Here is a 17,241-nt window from a genome sequence, read left to right as displayed (position 1 = left end):
GGAAGCCGCATGTCCCTGATCGAGACCTTCAACCTCATCCTCCGCAAGGCGCACGAGCTGGGTGCGTCCGACGTGCACATCTGTGCGGGCGGTCCGTACCGGATGCGTCTACGCGGGGCGATCGCGCCGGTGGCTGGCGTTCCGCCGCTCACCTCGGTCGAGACGCGGCAGCTGGCCGGCCACATCCTGCTGAATGCCCGCAAGGCCACCGCCGAGACGGTGGATGCGGTCCTCGACCAGCTGCAGGATGTCGATTGCTCCTACTCGGTCCAGGGTGTTGGTCGGTTCCGCGTCAATCTCTGCAGTCAGCGCGGCTCGGTCTCCGCGGTGCTCCGTGCCATTGCCGACCAGATCCCCGACTTCGAGCAACTCGGTCTCCCGACGGTGCTCGCAGACATCGCGATGGAAGAACGCGGACTCGTGCTTCTGACCGGGACGACGGGCAGCGGCAAGTCGACGACGCTCGCCTCGATGATCGCGTACGTGAACCACCGGCGAGCCGGCAAGATCGTCACGATCGAGGACCCGATCGAGTTCCTGCACCGCGATGACCGCAGCAACGTCATCCAGCGCGAGATCGGCTCCGACACCCAGTCGTTCGAGATGGCGCTGCGCGCCGCGCTCCGGCAGGATCCCGATGTGATCCTCGTCGGCGAAATGCGCGACCGCGCCACGATTGACATCGCCCTCAAGGCCGCCGAGACGGGGCACCTCGTCTTCAGTACCGTGCACACGACGGATGCCCAGCGCACCATTGCGCGCCTGGTCTCCGTCTTCGACCCGAATGAACAGACCGCCGTCCGCCTCCGCCTGGCGGAGTCGCTCCGGGCGGTGATTTCGCAGCGGCTCCTGCCGCGGGCGGATGGCCAGGGGCGCGTGGTGGCGGCCGAGGTGATGCGCAACACGCCGACGATCGCCGACTGCATCGCCAATTCGCAGATGACCAGCGAGATCCGGGACCACATCGCGGCCGGCCGCACGCAGTACGGCATGCAGACCTTCGATCAGCACCTCACGGAGCTGTACTCCGCGCAGCAGATCTCGCTGGAGGTCGCCAAGGCGGCGGCGACGAGTCCGGCGGATTTCGAGCGGAATTTGCAGTTCCAGTAGATAGCGAACGGCGAACGGCGGAAATGAAGAGCGGGGTGTCTCGGGAAGCATTCCCCGGACACCCCGCTGTTCGCTGTTCGCCGTTCGCCTACAGTCTCGGCAACGTCACCCCACGCTGTGCCTGATACTTCCCCTTCTTGTCCGCGTAGCTCGTCTCGCAGACATCGTCCGCGTCCGCCTCGAAGAAGAGCACCTGGCAGATCCCCTCGTTGGCGTAGACGCGGGCGGGGAGCGGCGTCGTGTTGCTGATCTCCAGCGTGACGTGGCCTTCCCACTCCGGCTCGAAGGGCGTCACGTTGGTGATGATGCCGCATCGGGCGTAGGTCGACTTGCCGACGCAAATGGTCAGCACGTTCCGCGGAATCCGGAAATACTCCACCGATCGGGCCAGCGCGAAGGAGTTCGGCGGCACGACGCAGACGTCGCCGGTGAACTCCACGAAGCTCTTCTCGTCGAAGTGCTTCGGGTCGACAATGGCCGAGAGGGCATTGGTGAAGATCTTGAACTCGTTGGCAACGCGCATGTCGTAGCCGTAGGACGAGACGCCGTAGGAGATGCCGCCGGCGCGGACCTGCCCGTCCGTGAAGGGCTCGATCATGCCGTGTTCGGTCGCCATGCGGCGGATCCAGCGGTCCGACTTGATGGACATCAGCGCCTGCCGAGGTGGGGGTGGGGACTGGAGGGGAGCGCGGTTCAACGGCGGGGAATATATGGGTGCCAGTCCGCCAATGCACCGCCTCCCTCTGGTTGAAATCGTCCCCCAAGGGCGGTATTTTGGTCGGGATTGTGAAACATTTCACGAGAGGGGGCAAGGCGTGCTGCAGCCGTACATCCCGATTCTCATGCTGCTCCTCTTCGTGGCGGCCAACGCCGCCCTGATCATTGGCCTCTCGCACTTCCTCTCCTCGTCCCGTCCCACCGCCGTCAAGCTCGCTGCCTACGAATCCGGGATGCCCGTCCTCGGCGATGCCCGCGAGCGCTTCTCGGTCAAGTTCTACCTGATCGCCATGCTGTTCATCGTCTTCGACATCGAGACCGTGTTCATGGTGCCGTGGGCCGTGGCGTTTCAGCAGTTCCGGGAGCTGGGCGGGGTGCTCTTCATCGAAATGCTGACCTTCGTGCTCATCCTGGCGGTCGGCTATGTCTACATCTGGAAGCGGGGAGCGCTGCAATGGGATTGACCCTGCCGCCGCCGATGGGCAGCGATGAGTCGCTGGAGTTGACCTCGCCCAACTGGGTCACGACCCGCCTCGACTTCCTCGCCAACTGGGCCCGCTCCAACTCGCTCTGGCCGATGCCGTTTGGCACGGCCTGCTGCGCGATCGAGTACATGGCCACCGCCGCCTCGCGCTACGACATCTCCCGCTTCGGGATGGAGCGCCAGAGCTTCTCCCCTCGGCAGGCCGATGTCCTGATCTGCGCCGGACGCCTCCCGTTCAAGCTGGCGCCCGTCATTCGCCGGATCTGGGACCAGATGCCCCAGCCGAAGTGGGCCATCTCGATGGGCGCCTGCGCCTCGACTGGCGGCATCTTCGACACCTACGCGATGGTGCAGGGGATCGACACGATCATTCCGGTCGACGTCTACGTTCCCGGCTGCCCACCGCGACCGGAAGGGCTGCTGTACGGCATCCTGATGCTCCAGAAGAAGATCAAGCAGGAGTCGATGGTCGACCCGATGCTCCGCGTGGAGCACCTGGTCCAGGCCGACGGCCTCTTCCGCCGCCCCGACGAGATCAACGAGGTCTCGGAGCCGTTCGGCAATTCGGTCAGCCAGACGAGGTCGGGATGAGCGCAGGCGACCCCGCCGGCACCCCGGCGGAACGCGCCGCCCTGGGAGCCGCCGCGACGGTGGCTGCGCTTCGCGAGCGCTGGGGGACCGCGATCGAACGGACCGCCCTCCACTCGGGCCAGCAGGTGGTCCAGGTCGCCGCGGCCCGTGCCCACGACATCCTGGAATGGCTCCAGCAGGATCCCGCCCAGGCGTTCGACTACCTCACCGATATCACCGCCGTCGAATACCGCGATCCTGAACGGCCGCTCGAGGTCGTCTATCAGTTGCGGTCGCTGGCGCGTCGTGTCGATCTCCGCGTCAAGATCGCCCTCGACCCGACCGCTCGCCTCGAGGTCGCCACGGTGACGGATCTCTGGAAGGGCGCCGAGTGGCTGGAGCGTGAGGCGTGGGACATGTTCGGCGTCGTCTTCGCCGGCCACGGCGATCTCCGCCGCATCCTGATGTGGGAGACCTACTCCGAGGGGCATCCACTCCGGAAGTCCTTCCCGCTCCGCGGCCACCGGTCGCGGGCCGAACAGACGCTGCAGGCGCTCGCCGCGAATCCCGAGGCCCACTACTCGATGGAAGAGCTGTCCATTGCCGACGCCTACCAGGAACTCCCGGCCGACATGCAGGCGCGTCTGCTGACCCGGACCAAGGAGGGGGCGTCGTGAGTCGCCGCACGCTCGAGCTCTCGATGAGCACGCCGACGATCGGCGCCGACGGCAAGGTCCGCAACATCCCCCTCGGCGTGGCCCGCCGCCCGAGCGAGTCCGTCTCCGACGACTTCGGCGCCGAACACATGCTGGTCAACATCGGCCCGCAACACCCGGCGACACACGGCGTGCTTCGGCTTGTGGTCGAACTCGAAGGCGAGACGGTCAAGCGGGTGATCCCGCACGTCGGCTACCTCCACTCCGGCTTCGAGAAGCTCGGGGAGTACCGGCAGTACAACCAGATCATCCCGCTCACCGACCGCACCGACTATCTCGCCCCGATGGCCAACAACGTCGCCCTCGCGATGGCGGTCGAGGCGATGATGGGGATCGAGATCACCGAGCGCTGCCGGTACCTGCGCGTGATCGCCTGCGAGATGAGCCGGATCATCTCGCACCTCGTCTGGCTCGGCACCACCGGCATCGATCTCGGCGCCTTCACGCCATTCCTCTGGATGTTCCAGCAGCGCGAGCTGATCTACAACCTCCAGGAAGCGTGGACCGGCGCCCGGCTCACGACCTCCGTGTCGCGCGTCGGCGGGATGCTGGCCGATGTGCCGGATGGGTGGGAAGCGGGATTGCGCGAGTTCGTCCGCAACTTCCCGTCGGTGCTGCGCGAGGTGGACACGATGTTCACCAACAACGGCATCTGGTGCGGGCGGACGCAGGGCGTCGGCGTCCTCGGCCCGGAAGAGGCAATCAACTACTCGCTCTCCGGCCCGATGCTGCGGGCAAGCGGCGTCGACTACGATGTCCGCAAGGACCGCCCGTACCTCGGCTACGACGAGTTCGACTTTGACGTGCCGATCGGCCAGTACGGCGACATCTACGACCGCTATCGCGTCCGCCTCGAGGAAATGTTCCAGTCGACGCGCATCCTCGAACAGGCCCTTGACCGGATCCAGCCCGGCCCGGTGAACGTCGCCGATCCGCGCGTCATCCTGCCGCCAAAGTCGCGCGCGATGGGCGACATGGAAGCGATGATCTTCCACTTCAAGCAGGTGATGGAAGGAATCAAGGTGCCGGCTGGCGAGGTCTACTTCGGCGCCGAGAACCCCAAGGGTGAGCTGGGCTACTACTTCGTTTCCGACGGCACCGCGAAGCCGGTGCGGTGGCGCATCCGTCCGCCCTCGTTCCTCAACCTTGCCGTCCTGCCGCGCCTCTGCGAAGGAGCGCTGCTGTCCGACGTCATCGCGATCAACGCCAGCGTGGACATCGTGATGGGAGAGATTGACCGATGACCGGCCACTCCACCGAGCCGTATCAGCCAGTGTTCACCGGCGAGACCAAGGCCCGCCTCGAGGCGCTCGCGACCAAGTATCCCAATCGCCAGGCCCTGTTGCTACCCTCGCTCTGGATGGTCCAGGAGGCGCGGGGGTGGGTCGCCCCGGAAGCGATCCACGAGATCGCCGGAGAACTCGGGATCACGCCGGCCTACATCCGCGGCGTCGTCTCGTTCTACACCATGTACCACCTGCACCCGGTGGGGAAGTACTTCATCCAGGTCTGCACCACGTCGCCGTGCAACATCTGCGGCGCGGAGGGCGTCCTCGAGGCGTTCCTCGAACACACGGGCTGCGGCGAACTTGGCGCCACGTCGCCGGATGGACGCTTCACCGTGGCCGAGGCGGAATGCCTTGGTGCCTGCGCCTTCAACACGCCGGTCTTGATCAACGACGACTTCATCGAGTCGGTGACGCGCGAGAGCATTCCGGCCCTCCTCGCCAGGTATCCCTGATGGGCTATCCCCATCCGATCCATCCGAAGGAAACGCCGCTGCTCTCGACCCATTTCGGGGATCGTGAGGCGCGCACCTACGCCGGCTGGGTGGCGCGCGGCGGGTACGTCGCGCTCCAGCAGGCGCTGACGATGACCCCCGAGGCCATCGTCGACCAGGTGAAGGCGTCGGGGTTGCGCGGGCGGGGCGGGGCCGGCTTCCCGACCGGCCTGAAGTGGTCGTTCATGCCGAAGGACGACGGCAAGGTGCACTACCTCTGCTGCAACGCCGATGAATCGGAGCCGGGCACCTTCAAGGATCGCGAGATCCTGCGGTGGACGCCGCATGCGTTGATCGAGGGCTGCGCGATCGGGGCGCTCGCCATCCGCGCCGAGACGGCCTACATCTTCATCCGCGGCGAGTACACCGAACCGTATCACATCCTGCAGGCCGCGGTCGACGAGGCCTATGCCGCCGGCGCCCTGGGCGCCAATGCCTTCGGCTCGGGGAAGCGGCTCGAGGTCATCGTCCATCGCGGGGCTGGCGCCTACATCTGCGGCGAGGAGACGGCGCTGATGAACGCCATCGAGGGGCGCCGCGGCAATCCGCGCATCAAGCCGCCCTTCCCGGCAGTCGCGGGCCTCTTCGGCCTGCCGACGACCATCAACAACGTCGAGACGCTCGCCGCGGTGCCGCACATCCTGACCCGCGGCGGCGCCTGGTATGCCTCGCTCTCGCTTTCCTCGCCGAAGAGCACCGGCACCAAGCTGATATCGGTGTGCGGACACGTGCAGCGGCCCGGGACCTACGAGATCACCCTTGGCCTCCCGATGCAGGAACTGATCTTCGACTGCTGCGGCGGCATGCTGCCGGGACGCACGCTCAAGGCGGTGATTCCCGGCGGGTCGTCGGTGCCGATCATGACACCCGACGAGGTGGCCGAGTGTGCCACCGACTATGAGGGGATCGCGGCGAAGGGCTCGCTCCTCGGCTCCGGCGGGATGATCGTGATGGACGACTCGACCGACATGGTCTACCAGATCATGCGGCTGGCCCGCTTCTACGCCCACGAGAGCTGTGCCCAGTGCACCAACTGTCGTGAGGGGACGGCGTGGACCACGCGCATTCTTGAACGGATCCTGCGCGGCGAGGGGAAGATGTCCGACCTCGACCTGCTCATGGACCTGGCTGACAACATGACGGGGAAGACCATCTGCGTCTTGAGCGATTCCTGCGCGACACCGGTGGTCAGCGGGATTCGCAAGTTCCGCCACGAATTCGAGGCCTACATCACTGGCGCGCACGCGCCGTCGCTCGCGGAGGTCTGACCCGATGACCATCGAGATGGTGTCGGTCACGATCGAAGGCGTGCAGGTGACGGTGCCCAAGGGCACCTCCATCATCGAGGCTGCCAAGCAGGCCGGCGTCCTGGTCCCGCACTACTGCTACCATCCCTCGCTGCCGTCGCCGGCCGTCTGTCGGATGTGCCTGGTCGAGATCGAGAAGTTCCCGAAGCTGGTGCCGTCCTGCGTGACGCCGATCGCCGATGGCCAGGTGATCCACGTCCACTCACCGGCGGCGAAGAAGGCGCGCGAGGGAGTGTTGGAGTTCCTGCTGATCAACCACCCGCTCGATTGCCCGGTCTGCGACCAGGCAGGTGAGTGCGAGCTGCAGGACTTCGTCTTCCAGGAAGGGCAGGCCGCCTCGCGCTATGGTGACTACCCGAAGCGCTACAATCCGGTCGAGGATTTCGGTCCCGACATCCTCTACGTCGCCAACCGCTGCATCCTCTGCACCCGTTGCGTCCGCTTCATGAGCAACGTCGCCGGCGAGAAGGTGCTGAACGTCTCCGAGCGGGGCGACCGGGCCTATATCGGCATCGATCCGAGCGCGCTGCTCGATCATGATTGGGCCGGCAACGTGGTCGACCTCTGCCCGGTCGGCTCGCTCGTCTCGAAGGACTTTCTGCACAAGGCCCGCGCCTGGGACCTCGACAAGACGGCGTCGATCTGCCCCGGCTGCACGCAGGGATGCAACATCATGGTCGACACCCGTGACGACGCGGTGGTGCGCTTGCGCCCCCGCGCCAATCTCGAGGTCAATCGCCACTTCATCTGTGACACCGGCCGCAGGGACTATCGCTGGATGAACCGTGGGGATCGGGTCGAGGCGCCGATGGCGCACGACGGCACCCGCCACCACGCCACCGACTGGCCGAGTGCCCTGGAAGGACTCGCCGCGCTGGTGCGGAACGTCGAAGGGCCCGTGGTGCTGCTCGCCGGTGGCCGCGCGTCGGTGGAATCGTTGGGGGCGGCGCTTCAGTTGCTGGGCGGGCACCGGGTCACCGCCGCCATGAAGGTGCCCCTCGGCCCTGAAGCGCCGATCGGGACCATTCCGAATCTGGCGCTCCGCGCCGAACGCGCCGCCAATCTTGGCGGTGCCGAACTGCTCGGCATCGGTCGTGACTTCGCCGGAGCGGTGGCGGCGGCAACCAGTGCGGCGCTGGTGGTCGTGCTGGATGTTGAACTGGATGACGCCGAGGCGGCGTCGGTCGCGTCGGGTGGCGCAGTCGTGCACCTCGCCACCGTGGCCGACCCACGCCTGGGCCCTGCCGCGCTGGTCCTGCCGATCACCGCGATGGTCGAGGAGCAGGGTGTCTACGTGAATCGCGATGGTCGTGCCCAGCGCTTCCTCCCGGCGCGTCCGGCACCCGGGATGGCCTGGCCGGCGTGGCGTGTCTGCTGGGAGGCCTGGGCGCTCAACGCGCCTGAGCGCGAAGCCCCGGCCACCGCGTCCGATGCGTTCGGCGCGCTGGCACCCTTCGCCGGGATGACGCACCGCGACCTGGGCCTCACCGGCCGCGTGGTCACGGGCGCGGGGGTGACGGCATGAGTCCCGACATGAAGGGATTCCTGCTGGTTTCCGTCATCAGGTTGCTCGTCATCTTCACGGTGTTGCTGGTGGGCGTCGCGCTGATGACGTTGATGGAGCGGAAGGTGGCAGGGTGGATGCAGAACCGGCCGGGCCCGAACCGGGTGGGGCCCTTCGGCATCCTGCAGCCCGCGGCCGACGGCCTCAAGAACTTCATCAAGGAAGAGACCCGTCCGGCGGGCGCCAGCGGGGCGCTCTTCATGTTGGCGCCGGCCTTCTCCTTCATTCCGGCACTGATGCTGTTGGCGGTGATTCCGCTGGCCGCGCCGTTGCCGCTCCACTTCGACATCACCCTGCCGCTGATCGGCCGTGCCACCTTCGACGGTCCGATGACGATCTCGATCGCCGACCTGCCGGTGGGTTTCCTCTTCGTACTCGCCATCTCCTCTCTCGGCGTCTACGGCGTGGCGCTGGCCGGCTGGTCGTCGAACAGCAAGTACTCGCTCCTTGGCGGCTTGCGCGCGTCGGCGCAGATGATCTCCTACGAAGTCGCGATGGGGCTCTCGCTCATTCCGCTGCTGCTGCTGACCGGCAACGTCTCCTTCAGCGAGATCATCGCCAAGCAGCAGGCGGGACTCTGGTTCGTCGGCCCGCTCTTCATCTCGTTCTTCGTCTTCCTCATCGCCGGCTTCGCCGAGACCAACCGCCTGCCGTTCGACCTGCCCGAGGCCGAGTCGGAGCTGGTGACCGGGTACCACACCGAGTACTCGGCGATGAAGTTCTCGATGTTCATGATCGCCGAGTTCGCCCACATCGTGACGATTTCGGCGATGCTGACCACGCTCTTCTTCGGCGGCTGGGACATCCCGTTCACGACCTGGGACCAGCAGGGCGGCCTCGCCCAGACGCTGGTGACCCATCTCTTCTTCTTCGGCAAGATGTTCTTCTGGATCTTCTTCGTGATGTGGATCCGCTGGACGCTGCCGCGCTTCCGCTACGACCAGCTGATGTCGCTGGGCTGGAAGGTCCTGCTGCCGCTGGCGCTCGCCTACATCCTGGTGACGGCCGGGGCGATCTGGGGCCTGGACCGCGGGCTCGGCTGGACCACGCCGCGGGCGCAGGCGTTCGGGTTGCTCGGGTTGAACGTGGTCCTGGGGTGGCTGTTGATCTTCGTGCTGGATCGTGGCCGGGTCGTGCGGGGTGTGAGCACCCCGATGCGGCCGGTCCGACTGGCCGCGCGCACCACCGGGGAGGAGTAATGGCCATCGGCGTGAAGGTGATGCATCGGCCGGACCGCGAGGTCTCGTACCTGCGGGCCACGCTCAAGGGGATGGTGCTGACGTTCAAGCACATGTTCCAGCCGCGCTTCACCATGCAGTACCCCGAACAGAAGAGCACGGACGACTGGCGCCTCGCCACGCGGTGGCGCGGGACCCACCGGATGCTCACCGATGAGCAGGGGCGATCCAAGTGCGTCGCCTGCGGCCTCTGCCCGCAGATCTGTCCGGCCAACTGCATCAAGCTGGTGCCGGGCGAGGATGAGGCAGGGAACCGCTACCCGCTGATCTACGAGATCGACGAGTTCCGGTGCGTCTTCTGCGGCTACTGCCAGGAAGTCTGCCCCGAAGAGGCGATCCATGTCGGCGTGCACTACGAGAACGCCGAATATTCGCGCGACCGCTTCGTCTACGATCTGGAGCGGCTCTCGGCGCAGGTCCATCCCGTCTCGTCGCTGTGGGATCCCTCCGATCCGCGAGGCGAGTGAGATGAACGCCGTCACGCTCGTCTTCTGGATCTTCGCCTCCTGGGCCGTGGCATCGGCCCTCCTCTGCATCACGCGGACCAACGCGGTCGCGTCGGCACTCTGGCTGGTCTCGACGATGTTTGCGCTCGCGGGGATCTACGTCCTGCTGAACGCGGAATTCATCGCGGCGATCCAGGTGCTGGTCTACGCCGGCGCGGTGATGGTGCTCTTCCTCTTCGTGATCATGCTGCTCAACATCGAGCCGGTCCCGCGCGAGTGGAAGCGGTGGCCGGCCTGGCTGGTGGCCGGCGGGATCGCGTCGTTCATGGGTGCCGAACTCGTTCGACTCAGGGCCTACTCGCCGGAACGGCTGGCGCGCGAGTTCTCCACGATGCCCGATTCGATGGCGGTCCCCGCCTACGTCTTCCCCTCCGCGGCCCAGGCGATGCCGGATCCGCGCGGGGTGGTCGGCCGGATCGCGGAGCCGCTCTTCCAGGGGTACCTGATTCCGTTCGAGATCACCTCGGTGCTGTTGCTGGCGGCCGTCATCGGCGCCGTCGTCCTCGCGAAGAAGAGGCTCTGATGCTGCTCGGTCCTTCCCTCGCACTCTCGGCCGTCCTGTTCGCACTCGGCGTGGTGGGCGTGCTGATGCGCCGCAACGCCATCGTCGTCTTCATGTGCGTCGAGTTGATGCTCAACGCCGTGAACCTGGCGCTGGTGGCATTGGCGCAGGTGCACGGCACCAGCGGCCAGATCATGGTCTTCTTCGTGATGACGGTGGCGGCGGCCGAGGCGGCCGTCGGCCTGGCCATCATTCTCGCGATCTTCCGACATGTGCAGTCGGTCGATCTCCGGCAGTTCAACTTGCTCAAGGGCTGAGGCGTGACGCCATACATCTGGCTCGCCATCCTCCTGCCGTTGCTCGGCGCCGTCGCCAACGGCGTCATCGCGTTCAAGCGGCCGCAGGCGAAGGGAGTGGTCTCGCTCATCGGTGTCGGCGTGCTGCTCGGCGCCTTTGCGGTCGCGCTGGCGGTCTTCCGCGAGTCGGCCGCGGGTGCCGGGGAACCGGTCAAGGTGATGCTCTGGCAATGGATGCCGGTCTCCGATGCGCTGAGCATCGACCTGGCGCTCCAGGTGGATCGCCTCTCGGTGGTCCTCCTGCTCGTGATCACCGGGGTCGGCTCGCTGATCCATCTCTTCTCCGTCGGCTACATGCACGACGATCCGGGCTACGCGCGCTACTTCGCGTACCTGAATCTCTTCGTCGCCTTCATGCTGGTGCTGGTGCTCGGTGCCTCGCTGCCGGTCTCCTTCATCGGCTGGGAGGGTGTCGGGCTCTGCTCGTACCTGCTGATCGGCTTCTGGTTCGACATCGACGCCAATGCGGATGCCGGGAAGAAGGCCTTTCTGGCCAACCGGATCGGCGACTTCGGCGTGCTCATCGCGATGTTCATGCTCTGGTGGTACGTCGGGACGCTCGACTACGCCCAGCTCGCGCTGCGGGCGCCGGCGGTGCTCCCGTACGCCGGCACCATCGCCACGACGATCGCCCTCTTCCTCTTCCTGGGCTGCACCGGCAAGTCGGCGCAGATCCCGCTCTTCGTCTGGCTGCCCGACGCCATGGCCGGCCCGACGCCGGTCTCCGCCCTCATCCACGCGGCGACGATGGTCACCGCCGGTGTCTTCCTGGTGGTCCGCACGGGGGTGATCTTCGCGCTGGCCCCGGTGGCGCTGGAGGTGGTGGCGATCACAGGTGCGCTGACGGCGTTCTTCGCCGCGACCATCGGCCTCCGCCAATACGACATCAAGAAGGTCCTGGCCTACTCGACCGTCTCGCAGCTCGGCTACATGTTCCTCGGGGTGGGGACCGGTGCCTTCTCGGCCGGCATCTTCCACCTGGTGACGCACGCCTTCTTCAAGGCGCTGCTCTTCCTCGGCGCCGGCAGCGTGATCCACACGATGCATTCGGCACAGCATCACGCCCATGCGCACGGCGACGCCCAGGACATGCGCAACATGGGCGGCCTCCGGAAGGCGATGCCGTGGACCTTCCTGTTGATGACGCTGGCGACGCTGGCGATCGCCGGCGTGCCACCGCTCTCCGGCTTCTTCTCGAAGGACGAGATTCTCACCGCCGCCTTCGTGCGCGGGGAGCACAACCCGGTCTACTTCGTCTCGTGGCTCCTTGGCCTCGCGGCAGCGCTGATGACGGCGTTCTACATGGCGCGCCTGATCGCGATGACCTTCCTCGGCAAGTTCCGCAGCGGCGACGGCGTCGAGGCGCATCTGCACGAGGCGCCGGCGATCATGACCGTGCCGCTCGCCGTCCTCGGCGTGCTGAGCGTCGCGGGCGGAATGCTCAACCTGCCGAGCTTTGTGGGCGGGTCCGCGGCGCTGGAGCATTGGCTCGAGCCGGTCACCGAAGGCGCGACCCAGCTCATGGATCCCCTCGTCCTGCCGCATGGCAACACGGAGTTGTACCTGATCGGCGGCGCCGTGCTGATCGCGTTGACCGGGCTCGCCCTCGGGGTGCGGATCACGCTGGGCCAGGCGATTCCGCTCCCCGCGGCGCAGCCGGCTGAACGGGGGCTCTGGCGCCTGCTCAACGGCAAGTACTTCATCGACGAACTGTACGCCAAGCTCTTCGTCGGTCCCACGGTGTGGTTCTCCCGCACGGTGCTCTGGAAGGGCTTCGACCAGTTCCTCGTCGATCGAATGGGGGTCGGCGGGACGGCGCGACTGGCGCAGGGTCTCGGCTGGCTCGGCTCGCGATTGCAGAACGGGCAGACCGCCCTGTACGTCACCCTCTTCGCGGCCGGGGTGGTCATCATCCTCCGCACCCTGGTGGGCTGACCGATGGCCGCCTTCCTCGCTGGCATCGGCTACGATCGCTGGATCCTGCACGTGCTGCTGGTGCTCCCGCTGATCGGGATGCCCCTCGTCCTGCTCTTTCCGGTCAAGGCGGCGCGCTGGATCGCGCTCACCGTCGCCCTGCTGGAGTTCTTCCTCGGCATCGGCCTCTGGTGGGCCTTCGATCCCGCCAATGGGGGGATGCAGTTCGTCACCGACGTGCCATGGCTCTCCGGCTACGGCATTGGCTACCGCGTCGGCATCGACGGCATCTCCGTGCTGATGGTGCTGCTCTCCGTCGTGATGATGCCGCTGGTCGTCTGGGGCAGCTGGCGGAGCATCGACCAGAAGCAACGCGGCTTCTATGCCTTGCTCCTCGCGATGAAGGCGGGGATGCTCGGCGTCTTCGTCTCGCTCGACCTCTTCCTCTTCTACACCTTCTGGGAACTGCTGCTGATCCCGATGTATTTCATGATCGGCATCTGGGGCAGCTCGAACCGGCTCTACGCGGCGACCAAGTTCGTCATCTACACCTTCGTCGGGTCGCTGCTCATGCTGGTGGCGATCCTGTGGATGGTCTTCCAGGTTGGGAAGGCGACGGGCACGTACTCGTTTGCCTATGCGCACCTCCTCGAACATGCCGACGTGATGGCACCGTGGGGCGGCTGGCTGTTCGTCGCCTTCGCCCTGGCCTTCGCGGTCAAGGTGCCGCTCTTCCCGTTCCACACCTGGCTGCCGGATGCGCACACCGAGGCGCCAACCGCCGGCTCGGTCGACCTCGCCGTGATCCTGCTCAAGATGGGGACCTACGGCTTCCTGCGGTTCGCGATTCCATTCGTCCCGGCCTTCGCCCTCTCGAAGACCACCGGGATGGTGATGACGACGCTCGCGGTCGTCGGCATCGTGTACGCCGCCCTCGTGGCGATGGTCCAACCCGATCTGAAGCGGCTGGTCGCCTATTCCTCCGTCTCCCACCTGGGCTTCGTCATGCTGGGGATCTGGGGGAGCACGGTCGAGAGCGTTCAGGGGGCCATGATGGTCATGGTCTCGCACGGCATCTCCACCGGCGCGCTCTTCTTCATCATCGGCATGCTCTACGAACGACGGCACACCCGGATGATCTCCGAGTTCGGCGGTCTCGCGCGGGTGGCGCCGCTGATGTCGCTCGCCTTCGTGATCACCGCGTTCTCCTCGATCGGATTGCCCGGGCTGAACGGCTTCGTCGGTGAATTCCTGGTGCTGATCGGCTCGTTTGGCCGGTACCCCGTGCTGGTGGGGGTTGCGACGACCGCCGTGGTCTTCTCGGCGGCCTACATGCTCTGGGCCACCCAGCGCGTCTTCTTCAATCGCTTCACCAATCCGGCGAACGAGGGGATCGGCGATCTCAACATCCGTGAGATCGCCGTACTGACGCCGCTCATCGCGGCCATGGTCTGGATCGGACTCTATCCGGGCCCGCTGCTTCGGCGGACCGAGAGCGCGGTCAAGCGCTACGTGGAAATGATCGAGCCCTCGCTGCCGCCCGCACCGCTCCCTGGGCCGGTTGGCATCCGCCCGGGAGGTGTCCGATGAACACCCCGATCGATCTGTCGACGCCGGCCGGGGCCACACTCGCCCTGCTCCCGGAGCTGCTGCTCACGGCGTGGTCGCTCGTGGTGCTGCTTGTCGTCGGCTGGCGCCATCGCACCGCACAGGACATGCGACTCGTCGGCGTCCTCTCCCTCGGCGGCTACCTCTTGGCCGGTGCCGGCACCGCTTACCTGGCGGCGATCGGGGCGCACCCCGACGGCCTGGCGATGATGGTCGCGCTCGACGGCTTCCGCTTCGCCAGCGACGCGCTGCTCCTGGGCATCGGCTTCGCCGTCACCATCATGTCGCTCCGTTGGCTCGAGCGGCAGGGCATCCTCGCGCCGGAGTACTATGTCCTGCTGATGCTCGCGACGGTCGGCATGATGCTGCTCGCCGGCGCGGTCGACATGACGGTGCTGTTCCTCGGCCTCGAAGTGATGTCGATCTCGGTGTACGTGCTGGCCGGGTACGACCGGACCCGGCGCGCCTCCGCCGAGGCGGCGCTCAAGTACTTCCTGATCGGCTCCTTTGCCTCCGGCTTCCTGCTGTACGGGATCGCGCTCACCTACGGCGCGACCGGCCAGTTCAACTTCGCGCTCATCGGCGCGCAGTTGGCCAGCACGCCGCCGACGCTGATGGCGAAGTTCGGGATGGGCCTCCTGCTTGTCGGCTTCGCGTTCAAGGTGGCGGCCGTGCCATTCCACGCCTGGGCACCCGATGTGTACGAGGGGGCGCCGACGCCGGTGACTTCGTTCATGGCCAGCGGCGTCAAGGCTGCGGCCTTTCTTGCCCTGGCGCGCCTCCTGGCCGAGGCGTTTCCGGCCTACGTCGAGCTGTGGCGACCGATTCTCGCCGGGCTGGCGATCGTCACCATCCTCATCGGCAACCTGGTCGCCCTGGCGCAGACGTCGCTGAAGCGGATGCTGGCGTACAGCGCGATTGCGCACGCCGGCTACCTCTTCCTCGCGCTCTATGCCAACAGCAACGAAGGCACCGCATCGGTCATGGTCTACCTGATCGCGTACTCGATCACGACGGTGGCCGCCTTCGGCATCCTCGCCTCGATCGAGCGCGCCGGCGCCCGCACGGTGCAGTTGACCGACCTCGAAGGGCTCTACGCCGTGCGGCCCTTTGCCTCGCTCGGCCTGTCGCTCTGCATGCTCTCACTGCTCGGCTTTCCGGGGACCTTCGGCTTCATCGGCAAGTGGTTCCTGATCTCTGCCACGCTGCGTCAGGGTGAGGTGCTGCTCCCGGTCGTCGCCATGCTCGGCAGCGGCATCTCGATCGGCTACTATCTCCCGGTGGTCCTCTCGATGACGCTGAAGCCCACGCGGACCCGGCAGGCCCACCAGAGCATCCGCTTCCCGTTGCCGGCCAAGGTGGCGGTCGCGGTGTGCATCGCCGCGATCGTGGTGCTCGGCGTCTGGCCGCAGCCGGTGCTGGACTTCGCGGGGCAGACGGCCGGCCAGTTGCGCGCCATCGCCACGCCCATCATGACGCGCTGAGGGAGCACACCATGCTCTTTCCGCGCACGGTCTTTCGTGAATACGACGTCCGGGGCACCGTCGGCGATCAGCTGACGCCGGAGCTGGCCCACCACCTCGGGCGCGGTTTCGCGTCAGTGGTGACCGAACGCTTCGGCCGTCCGCCGGTGCTGGTGGTGGGTCGCGACAACCGCCCCTCTGGCGATGCGCTCGCGGCGGCGGTTCGTGAAGGAATCGTGGCCGCCGGCGGTACCGCGATCGATGTCGGCACGCTGCCGACGCCGGCGCTCTACTTCGCGGTGCAGGCGCTCGCGACGGATGGGGGCGTCCAGGTCACTGGCTCGCACAATCCGCCGGAGTTCAACGGCTTCAAGATGGTGATCACCGGTGGCTCGATGCACGGCGAGGCGATCCAGCAGCTTTGGGAGCGAATCGCCGTCGAGCAGTACGCCACCGGAGTCGGGCGCCACGCGAGCGACGCCTCGATCCTTGGCCGCTATCGCGAGGCGATCGTGTCGCGGCACAGCCTGGCGCGCCCGGTGAAGGCCGTGGTCGACTGCGGCAATGGCGCGGCGGCGTTGATCGCCATCTCCACGTTGCAGGCACTCGGTGTCGATGTGGTCCCGCTCTTCGCGGAGAGCGACGGGACCTTTCCGAATCATCATCCCGATCCGACGGTCCTCGAGAATCTCGTCGACCTGCAGGAGGCGGTGCGCGCGCACGGTGCCGAGCTCGGCATCGCCTTCGACGGCGATGGTGATCGCATCGGCGCGGTCGATGAATCGGCCCGTCCCATCTGGGGCGATCAGTTGCTGGTCCTCTACGGCCGCGATGCCGTGCGGCGGTTCGGGCCGGGCGTGCCGGTGATCTTCGACGTGAAGTGCTCCGAGTCCCTGCCGGCGGCCCTGACGGCGGCCGGTGCACGGCCGGTCATGTGGAAGACCGGGCACTCGCTGATCAAGGCGAAGATGAAGGAAGAGGCGGCGCCGCTTGCCGGCGAGATGAGCGGTCACATCTTCTTCGGCGGGGATTGGCTCGGATTCGATGACGCCCTCTTTGCCGCCGCTCGGCTCTGCGAAATCGTCTCCCACGGGCCAGGCGGCCTTGCGGCGCTCTTGGCCGACCTGCCGGAGACGTTCGCCACCCCCGAGCTCCGGGTCGATTGCAGCGACGAGACGAAGTTCGCGATTGTCGAGGCGGCCGCCGACCACTTCGCAGCGCGCTATCCCGTGGTCACCATCGATGGCGTGCGGATCCGGTACCCCGACGGCTGGGGGCTCCTCCGCGCATCCAATACGCAGCCGATCCTGGTGCTCCGATTCGAGGGGACGTCGGCTGCGGCACGCGACGCGCACCACGCCGAGATGACGGCCTGGCTCGCCACGCGGGGCATCGGGGCCTAGGCG

General features: G+C 66.8%; 17 protein-coding genes. 16 read left to right on the top strand and 1 reads right to left on the bottom strand.

The genetic code is table 11. The features are described 5' to 3' along the window. Positions 1-9: 9 nt before the first annotated feature. Positions 10-1,110 (top strand): PilT/PilU family type 4a pilus ATPase, encoded by a 1,101-nt coding sequence (locus IPP98_16545; GenBank protein ID MBL0180693.1) that lies wholly within the window; start codon positions 10-12, stop codon positions 1,108-1,110. Positions 1,111-1,198: 88 nt separating this feature from the next. Here the strand turns inward: IPP98_16545 and IPP98_16540 are convergent, their stop codons facing one another. Next, a complete protein-coding gene (locus tag IPP98_16540; GenBank protein ID MBL0180692.1) occupies positions 1,199-1,759 on the bottom strand; it encodes a dCTP deaminase in 561 nt (186 codons plus the stop codon). A 193-nt stretch (positions 1,760-1,952) separates the two neighbouring features. On the opposite strand from IPP98_16540, the gene IPP98_16535 reads away from it, so the two are divergent. The 15 genes from IPP98_16535 to IPP98_16465 are packed head-to-tail and all read left to right on the top strand — an operon-like array spanning position 1,953 to position 17,238. Beyond that, the gene (locus IPP98_16535) at positions 1,953-2,291 is read left to right on the top strand and encodes an NADH-quinone oxidoreductase subunit A (GenBank protein ID MBL0180691.1); all 339 of its coding nucleotides are present in this window, start codon (positions 1,953-1,955) and stop codon (positions 2,289-2,291) included. Continuing rightward, positions 2,282-2,902 carry an NADH-quinone oxidoreductase subunit NuoB gene (nuoB, locus tag IPP98_16530; protein ID MBL0180690.1) on the top strand — a complete coding sequence of 207 codons (621 nt, stop codon included), beginning with the start codon at positions 2,282-2,284 and terminating at the stop codon, positions 2,900-2,902. The genes IPP98_16535 and nuoB overlap by 10 nt, the downstream gene beginning before the upstream one ends. Continuing rightward, positions 2,899-3,558 (top strand): NADH-quinone oxidoreductase subunit C, encoded by a 660-nt coding sequence (locus IPP98_16525; GenBank protein ID MBL0180689.1) that lies wholly within the window; start codon positions 2,899-2,901, stop codon positions 3,556-3,558. Before nuoB ends, IPP98_16525 begins: the two co-directional genes overlap by 4 nt. A 23-nt stretch (positions 3,559-3,581) precedes the next feature. Next, positions 3,582-4,841, top strand: a complete 1,260-nt coding sequence (locus tag IPP98_16520; GenBank protein ID MBL0180688.1) for an NADH-quinone oxidoreductase subunit D — start codon at positions 3,582-3,584, stop codon at positions 4,839-4,841. Then, a complete protein-coding gene (locus IPP98_16515; GenBank protein ID MBL0180687.1) occupies positions 4,838-5,338 on the top strand; it encodes an NAD(P)H-dependent oxidoreductase subunit E in 501 nt (166 codons plus the stop codon). Before IPP98_16520 ends, IPP98_16515 begins: the two co-directional genes overlap by 4 nt. Then, positions 5,338-6,645, top strand: a complete 1,308-nt coding sequence (gene nuoF, locus IPP98_16510) for an NADH-quinone oxidoreductase subunit NuoF (protein MBL0180686.1) — start codon at positions 5,338-5,340, stop codon at positions 6,643-6,645. Before IPP98_16515 ends, nuoF begins: the two co-directional genes overlap by 1 nt. A 4-nt stretch (positions 6,646-6,649) precedes the next feature. Beyond that, entirely contained in the window at positions 6,650-8,209 is a 1,560-nt protein-coding gene (locus IPP98_16505) for a (2Fe-2S)-binding protein (protein ID MBL0180685.1), read from the top strand. Next, positions 8,206-9,447: an NADH-quinone oxidoreductase subunit NuoH gene (gene nuoH / locus IPP98_16500; GenBank protein ID MBL0180684.1), complete on the top strand. Its 1,242-nt coding sequence runs from the start codon at positions 8,206-8,208 to the stop codon at positions 9,445-9,447. Before IPP98_16505 ends, nuoH begins: the two co-directional genes overlap by 4 nt. A 20-nt stretch (positions 9,448-9,467) precedes the next feature. Continuing rightward, positions 9,468-9,953, top strand: a complete 486-nt coding sequence (locus IPP98_16495; GenBank protein ID MBL0180683.1) for an NADH-quinone oxidoreductase subunit I — start codon at positions 9,468-9,470, stop codon at positions 9,951-9,953. 1 nt (position 9,954) lies between these two features. After that, positions 9,955-10,515: an NADH-quinone oxidoreductase subunit J gene (locus IPP98_16490; GenBank protein MBL0180682.1), complete on the top strand. Its 561-nt coding sequence runs from the start codon at positions 9,955-9,957 to the stop codon at positions 10,513-10,515. Then, positions 10,515-10,811: an NADH-quinone oxidoreductase subunit NuoK gene (gene nuoK / locus IPP98_16485; GenBank protein ID MBL0180681.1), complete on the top strand. Its 297-nt coding sequence runs from the start codon at positions 10,515-10,517 to the stop codon at positions 10,809-10,811. Before IPP98_16490 ends, nuoK begins: the two co-directional genes overlap by 1 nt. A gap of 3 nt (positions 10,812-10,814) precedes the next feature. Next, positions 10,815-12,785 (top strand): NADH-quinone oxidoreductase subunit L, encoded by a 1,971-nt coding sequence (gene nuoL, locus IPP98_16480; GenBank protein MBL0180680.1) that lies wholly within the window; start codon positions 10,815-10,817, stop codon positions 12,783-12,785. A gap of 3 nt (positions 12,786-12,788) precedes the next feature. Beyond that, a complete protein-coding gene (locus IPP98_16475) occupies positions 12,789-14,354 on the top strand; it encodes an NADH-quinone oxidoreductase subunit M (GenBank protein ID MBL0180679.1) in 1,566 nt (521 codons plus the stop codon). After that, positions 14,351-15,856 (top strand): NADH-quinone oxidoreductase subunit N, encoded by a 1,506-nt coding sequence (locus tag IPP98_16470; protein MBL0180678.1) that lies wholly within the window; start codon positions 14,351-14,353, stop codon positions 15,854-15,856. Before IPP98_16475 ends, IPP98_16470 begins: the two co-directional genes overlap by 4 nt. Positions 15,857-15,867: 11 nt before the next feature. Continuing rightward, complete coding sequence (locus IPP98_16465; GenBank protein ID MBL0180677.1) at positions 15,868-17,238, top strand: phosphomannomutase/phosphoglucomutase; 1,371 nt, start codon at positions 15,868-15,870, stop codon at positions 17,236-17,238. The last annotated feature ends 3 nt before the right edge of the window (positions 17,239-17,241 follow it).

The sequence above is a fragment of the Gemmatimonadota bacterium genome, from assembly GCA_016720805.1.
Classification (GTDB): Bacteria; Gemmatimonadota; Gemmatimonadetes; order Gemmatimonadales; family GWC2-71-9; genus Palsa-1233.
Note: the sequence above shows the minus strand (reverse complement) of the source record. Positions and strands in the feature narration are given on the sequence as shown.